The organism is Roseateles sp., from assembly GCF_031397715.1.
In the GTDB taxonomy this organism is placed as follows: Bacteria; Pseudomonadota; Gammaproteobacteria; order Burkholderiales; family Burkholderiaceae_C; genus Paucibacter_A.
In genome coordinates this window covers 1-4,990 of the sequence record NZ_JANNMI010000019.1, presented here as the reverse complement: position 1 = coordinate 4,990, position 4,990 = coordinate 1, and the positions used below count along the sequence as shown (strand labels likewise).

Sequence of the window (4,990 nt, the reverse complement as noted above, 5' to 3'; positions counted from 1 at the left end):
CGCGTCACGCGTGGCGCGGTGTTCGACGTCGCGGTAGACATGCGGCGCGCGTCGCCGACGTTCGGCCAATGGGCTGGCGCCGAGCTCTCCGAGGAAAATCATCACATGCTTTGGGTGCCGCCGGGCTTCGCGCACGGCTTTTTGGTCTTGAGCGAGACGGCCGACTTCCTCTACAAGACTACCGATTACTACGCCCCGCAGTGCGAGGGCGCGGTGCGTTGGGACGACCCCGCCATCGGCATTGAGTGGCCGGACACCGGCGTGACGGCGCTGCTGGCGGACAAGGACGCCCGGGCTCCGCTGTTGGCCGACGCGACCAAACTATTTGACTAGGAGCCCGGGCGGCAGAAAGCGGCGATAGCGAAAGGCGACCTCGGCGAGGACAGTTTTTGCCCGATTTGCAGCCTCATAGCTCGGCTATGGGGCAAAAAGACGGTGAAAAATGGACCGCTGCGGCCGACTTGTAGCCGCCGATTTTTCTGCCGCCCGGGCTCCTAGGCCAAGCCACGGCCAATGCCGTGGTGCTCAATCCCCAGCGCCTTCATCAAGGCCGGCTCGTACTGATTGCGGCCGTCAAACACGACCGGCTGCTTCAAGTTGGCCTTGATGGCCTCGAAGTCAGGGCTCTTGAACTCCTTCCACTCGGTCACCAGCAGCAAAGCGTCGGCGCCGTCCAGCGCCTGCTCGGCCCGCTCACAAAAGCTCAAGGCCGCCAGGTCGCCCAGCAAGCGTTTGGCCTCAGGCATGGCGACCGGGTCATAGGCCGCGACCGTTGCGCCTAAGCGAATCAACTCGCGCACGATCACCAAGGCCGGCGCCTCACGCATATCGTCGGTATTGGGCTTGAAGGCCAGGCCCCAGATGGCGAAGTGGCGACCCGATAAGTCACCCCCCGGGTCGGTGCCAAAGCGCGCCACCACCTTGTCCACCAGCACCATCTTCTGCCGCTCATTGGCCTGCTCCACCGCCGCCAACACACGCAGCGACACGCCCTGACCTTGAGCCGCCTGCACCAAGGCCTTCACATCCTTGGGGAAGCAGGACCCGCCGTAGCCGGCGCCGGCATACAAAAAGCTGTAGCCGATGCGCGGGTCGGACCCAATGCCCCGTCGAACTAACTCGATATCCGCACCGACCTTTTCGGCCAGCAGCGCCAGCTCGTTCATGAAGCTGATGCGCGTGGCCAGCATCGCATTGGCCGCGTATTTGGTGAATTCGGCGCTGCGCAGGTCCATCACCACCATGCGGTCATTGTTGCGGGTAAACGGCGAATACAGCGCCCGCATGAACAGCGTGGCCTGCTCATCGTCGGAGCCGATGATGATGCGGTCGGGCTTCATGAAATCTTCGACCGCTGCGCCTTCCTTCAAGAACTCCGGGTTGGAGACCACCGAGAACGCCAAGGTCGAGCCGCGCTTGGCCAACTCATCCGCCACCGCGGCACGCACCTTGTCGGCCGTGCCGACCGGCACCGTGCTCTTGTCGACAATCACCTTGTAGTCGGTCATGCGCGCGCCAACCTGGCGCGCCGCCGCCAGCACATATTGAAGGTCGGCCGAGCCGTCTTCGTCCGGCGGCGTGCCCACGCCGATGAACATGATGGTGCCGTGGTTGACCGCGCGGTCAATATCGGTGGTGAACTGCAAACGCCCCGCCGCCACATTGCGGCGCACGATCTCCAACAAGCCCGGCTCATGGATGGGGATTTCGCCTGCGTTGAGCACGCGGATCTTCTCGGCGTTGACATCCAAGCACACCACATGATTACCCATCTCAGCCAAACAAGCGCCGGTCACCAAGCCAACATAACCGGTGCCTATCGCTGTGACTTTCATGTCTAGCCTTTGCGTTCTGATCAAGTAGCGAGCAGCCTACTCGGCGACTGTGTAGGCACTGTGAAAGTGCTGTTTCTCTCGCCCGACGCGGCGATTTTTCGCAGGACAATCGGGCCATGACCGCCGCCACCGAAGCCCTCAACACCGCGCCAACGCCCGCCTTGTGTCCCAACTGTTCGACCAGATTCCCCGCCCCACGGCCCAAGTTCTGCGGCGCATGCGGCCAAGAATCGAATCTGCGCCCGCCGACGCTGCTGGAGTTCTTACAACAGTTCGGCGGCGCCTATATCTCGACCGAAGGCGCACTGTGGCGGACCTTGTGGCGCCTGCTCCTGCTGCCCGGGCAGTTGACGCTGGAATACATGGCCGGCCGGCGCCGGCGTTATGTACTGCCGCTGCGCCTGTACCTGACCATCAGCGTGCTGGCCTTACTGTCGCTGCGCGTGGTGACCAGCGGCAAGATCGAAGCCAACACCCCGGAGCTCAATAAAACAAGCAGCTCCAAAGCCATACAGCTGGAAAACGGCGACACCCAGAACATCCAGATCGGCGGGCTGGGCGGCTTCAAGGCCGGCATGAAGGACGGCGTGTTCTTTTGCGAAAAGCTGCCCGAGTCGATGTGCAAGCGCCTGGAGCGGCGCCTGACGCTGGATCAGGCCGCCATGGCCAAGGAAATGGTGCAGCTGTCCGAGCGGGCGCTGGGCAATATTGGCACCACGATGTTTGTGCTGCTGCCCTGTTTTGCACTCTGGCTGAAGCTGATTTTTTGGGACAAGCGCCTGCGCTACACCGAGCATCTGACCTTCGCGCTGCACCTGCACGCCTTCTGGTTTGCGATGCTGCTGTTGCTGTTGATTCAATCGGAGGCCTTGTCGGCGCTGGCCGGCACCGCGGCCCTGATCTACCCGCTCATCGCCCTGCAGCGCGTCTACCGCTGCCGCTGGTGGAGCACCCTGCCGCGCGCCTTGGCGCTGCTTGTGCTGAACCTCAGCAGCATCAGCTTTGTGTTTGCCAGCTTCGCCCTCTTGACCTTGGTCAGCTGAATAGAGCCACACCTCTAGACGGCCGGCCGCACAATCGGCCCCGCCTGGCGACTTTTCATCGCCGGCAATGCGAATGAACTCACCGACCCCAAAACGCACCGCCAAACATTTGCTACCCTCGGATCTGCGCGGCATGGCCCAGCTGGGCAGCCAGGCCACCGCCGGCATTGCACGCATTGTCGAAGGCGTGCATCAATCGATCTGGGATCGTTTGGGGATGCCCGGTGGCCCGACTGCCGGCCAAACGCGCGGCATCACCGGTTTGGCCTACAAGAGCGTGCACGGCGTGAATCGCCTGGTCGGTGTTGGCCTGCAAGCACTGTTAAGGCGCATCGAAGCTAGCAGCCCCGCTGGGGCCCAAGAAAGCCCCCAACGTGCCGCTCTGTTGGCGGCCTTGAATGGCGTGATGGGCGACCATCTATTGGCGACCCAAAATCCGCTGGCCACCCCGATGAGCCTGCGCTGGCAAGGCCAGGCCCTGGACTGGCAAGACCTGCCCCCCGCGTTCGCACCGACCGGCAAGGTTCTCTTGTTGATCCACGGCCTGTGCATGAATGACTTGCAGTGGCAGACATCGCACCAAGACCGCTTGGTCGATCATGGCCAAGCATTGGCCCAAGCGCTGGGCTACACCGCCATCTACCTGCGCTACAACTCGGGCCTGCACACCTCGCAGAACGGCCGCGAGCTGGCCGCGCAGCTGGAGCAGTTGGCGCGCCATTGGCCGACTCCGATCGAAGAGATCAGCATCGTCGCCCACAGCATGGGCGGCCTTTTGACGCGCAGTGCCTGTCAACTCGCTGCCGAACAAAACATGAGCTGGCTACCCCGGCTGAAAAACATCATCTTCCTGGGTACGCCGCATCACGGCGCACCGCTGGAGCGGGCCGGCAACTGGATCGATGTGCTGCTCGGCAGCACGAGCTACACCGCGCCGCTGGCCAAGCTGGGTCAATTGCGCAGCGCGGGCATCACCGACCTGCGCCACGGCCATGTGCGCGACGAGGACTGGCAGGGCGACAACCGCTTCCATCGCCTGCCCGATCAACGCCTGATCACGCCGCTGCCGGCCGGCGTCAACTGCTTCGCGGTCGCGGCGACCATGGCCGCCAAAAGGGGCGCACTCGCCAACCGTTTGATCGGTGATGGCCTGGTGCCCTTGCACAGCGCTTTGGGCGAACACAGCGACCCTCGGCGCGATCTGGGCTTTGCCAAGTCAGAGCAACTGGTCTGTTACCGCATGAACCATATGGAGCTGCTCAGCAGCCCGCTGCTGACCCAGCAAATGCTGGACTGGCTGAAACCCGCCAAGACCGTCAAAGCTTGATCAGAGCGCGCGCAGCAACTGCTGCACCTCGGCTTGACCACCGTACTGCTTGCCGGCCTTGGCCAGGCGCTGCAACTCAGACCCGGCCCTGCTCTTGTCGCCTGAGGCCAAATACAGTTTGGCCAAACGCATGCGCATTTCATGGTTCTCGGGCTGCAGATCAAGCGCCTGGTTTTGCACCTCGATCGCCTTGGGCATTTGCTTCTCAGCCTCCAACACCAGCGACAAGGTATCCAAAAACTCGGCCTGTTTGGGCACCAGCTGATTGGCTTTTTCGATCAAGGGCAAGGCACCCGGTTTGCCCTGCTTCATCAACAACCAAGCCAGATTGTTCAGCGCCGGGGCACTCGAAGGCTGCAGCTTCAAGACCGCCGCGAAGCGGCTTTCGGCCAGCGCGAACTGACCCTGCAACAACTCCTCGCCGCCCAAGTAGAACTGGAACACGGCATCCTTGGGATGGTCTTTGATCCAGGCGGCGGCAAACTTCCCGGCCTCGCCCTTGTTGGGGCCGAGCACCAACGCGTGATGCAGCTTGGCCGCCAAGCCGGCCGCCACATCTGCATTGGCGCCCTCATTGCCCGTGCTCAGGCTTTGCCGATAGGCCGCCGCAGCACCGACCCACTCCTTTTGCGCTGCCAGCACATCACCTTGCAACCCCAGGCCGGCTGCTTTGCCAAGCGCTTGCTTCTGCATCAAGGCAGCGCTGGCCAGAGCAGCCTTGTAGTCAGCGGCCGCCAGTTGCACCTCACCCAAGCGCTTGCGGGCGACCAGGTAGTCGGGCGCCA

General features: G+C 63.0%; 5 protein-coding genes. 3 read left to right on the top strand and 2 right to left on the bottom strand.

Annotation, left to right across the window (positions count from 1 at the left end):
* The coding region (locus RMO57_RS00980; protein ID WP_310383413.1) for a dTDP-4-dehydrorhamnose 3,5-epimerase at positions 1 to 333 on the top strand (333 nt) is incomplete at its 5' end.
* Between the two features lie 161 nt (positions 334 to 494).
* Here the strand turns inward: RMO57_RS00980 and RMO57_RS00975 are convergent.
* Positions 495 to 1,835 carry a UDP-glucose/GDP-mannose dehydrogenase family protein gene (locus RMO57_RS00975; protein WP_310383412.1) on the bottom strand — a complete coding sequence of 447 codons (1,341 nt, stop codon included), beginning with the start codon at positions 1,833 to 1,835 and terminating at the stop codon, positions 495 to 497.
* A gap of 116 nt (positions 1,836 to 1,951) precedes the next feature.
* On the opposite strand from RMO57_RS00975, the gene RMO57_RS00970 reads away from it, so the two are divergent.
* Positions 1,952 to 2,878 carry a DUF3667 domain-containing protein gene (locus tag RMO57_RS00970; protein WP_310383409.1) on the top strand — a complete coding sequence of 309 codons (927 nt, stop codon included), beginning with the start codon at positions 1,952 to 1,954 and terminating at the stop codon, positions 2,876 to 2,878.
* Between the two features lie 73 nt (positions 2,879 to 2,951).
* The gene (locus RMO57_RS00965) at positions 2,952 to 4,205 is read left to right on the top strand and encodes an alpha/beta hydrolase (protein ID WP_310383408.1); all 1,254 of its coding nucleotides are present in this window, start codon (positions 2,952 to 2,954) and stop codon (positions 4,203 to 4,205) included.
* Here RMO57_RS00965 and RMO57_RS00960 read toward each other — a convergent pair.
* Positions 4,206 to 4,990, bottom strand: a 785-nt coding sequence (locus RMO57_RS00960) for a tetratricopeptide repeat protein (RefSeq protein ID WP_310383407.1), incomplete at its 5' end; no start/stop codon positions are given.

Excerpts from the sequence above, each read along its gene's own strand:
- RMO57_RS00965 (WP_310383408.1), top strand. The coding sequence starts at position 2,952 with ATGAACTCACCGACCCCAAAACGCACCGCCAAACATTTGCTACCCTCG.
- RMO57_RS00970 (WP_310383409.1), top strand. The coding sequence starts at position 1,952 with ATGACCGCCGCCACCGAAGCCCTCAACACCGCGCCAACGCCCGCCTTG.
- RMO57_RS00975 (WP_310383412.1), bottom strand. The coding sequence starts at position 1,835 with ATGAAAGTCACAGCGATAGGCACCGGTTATGTTGGCTTGGTGACCGGC.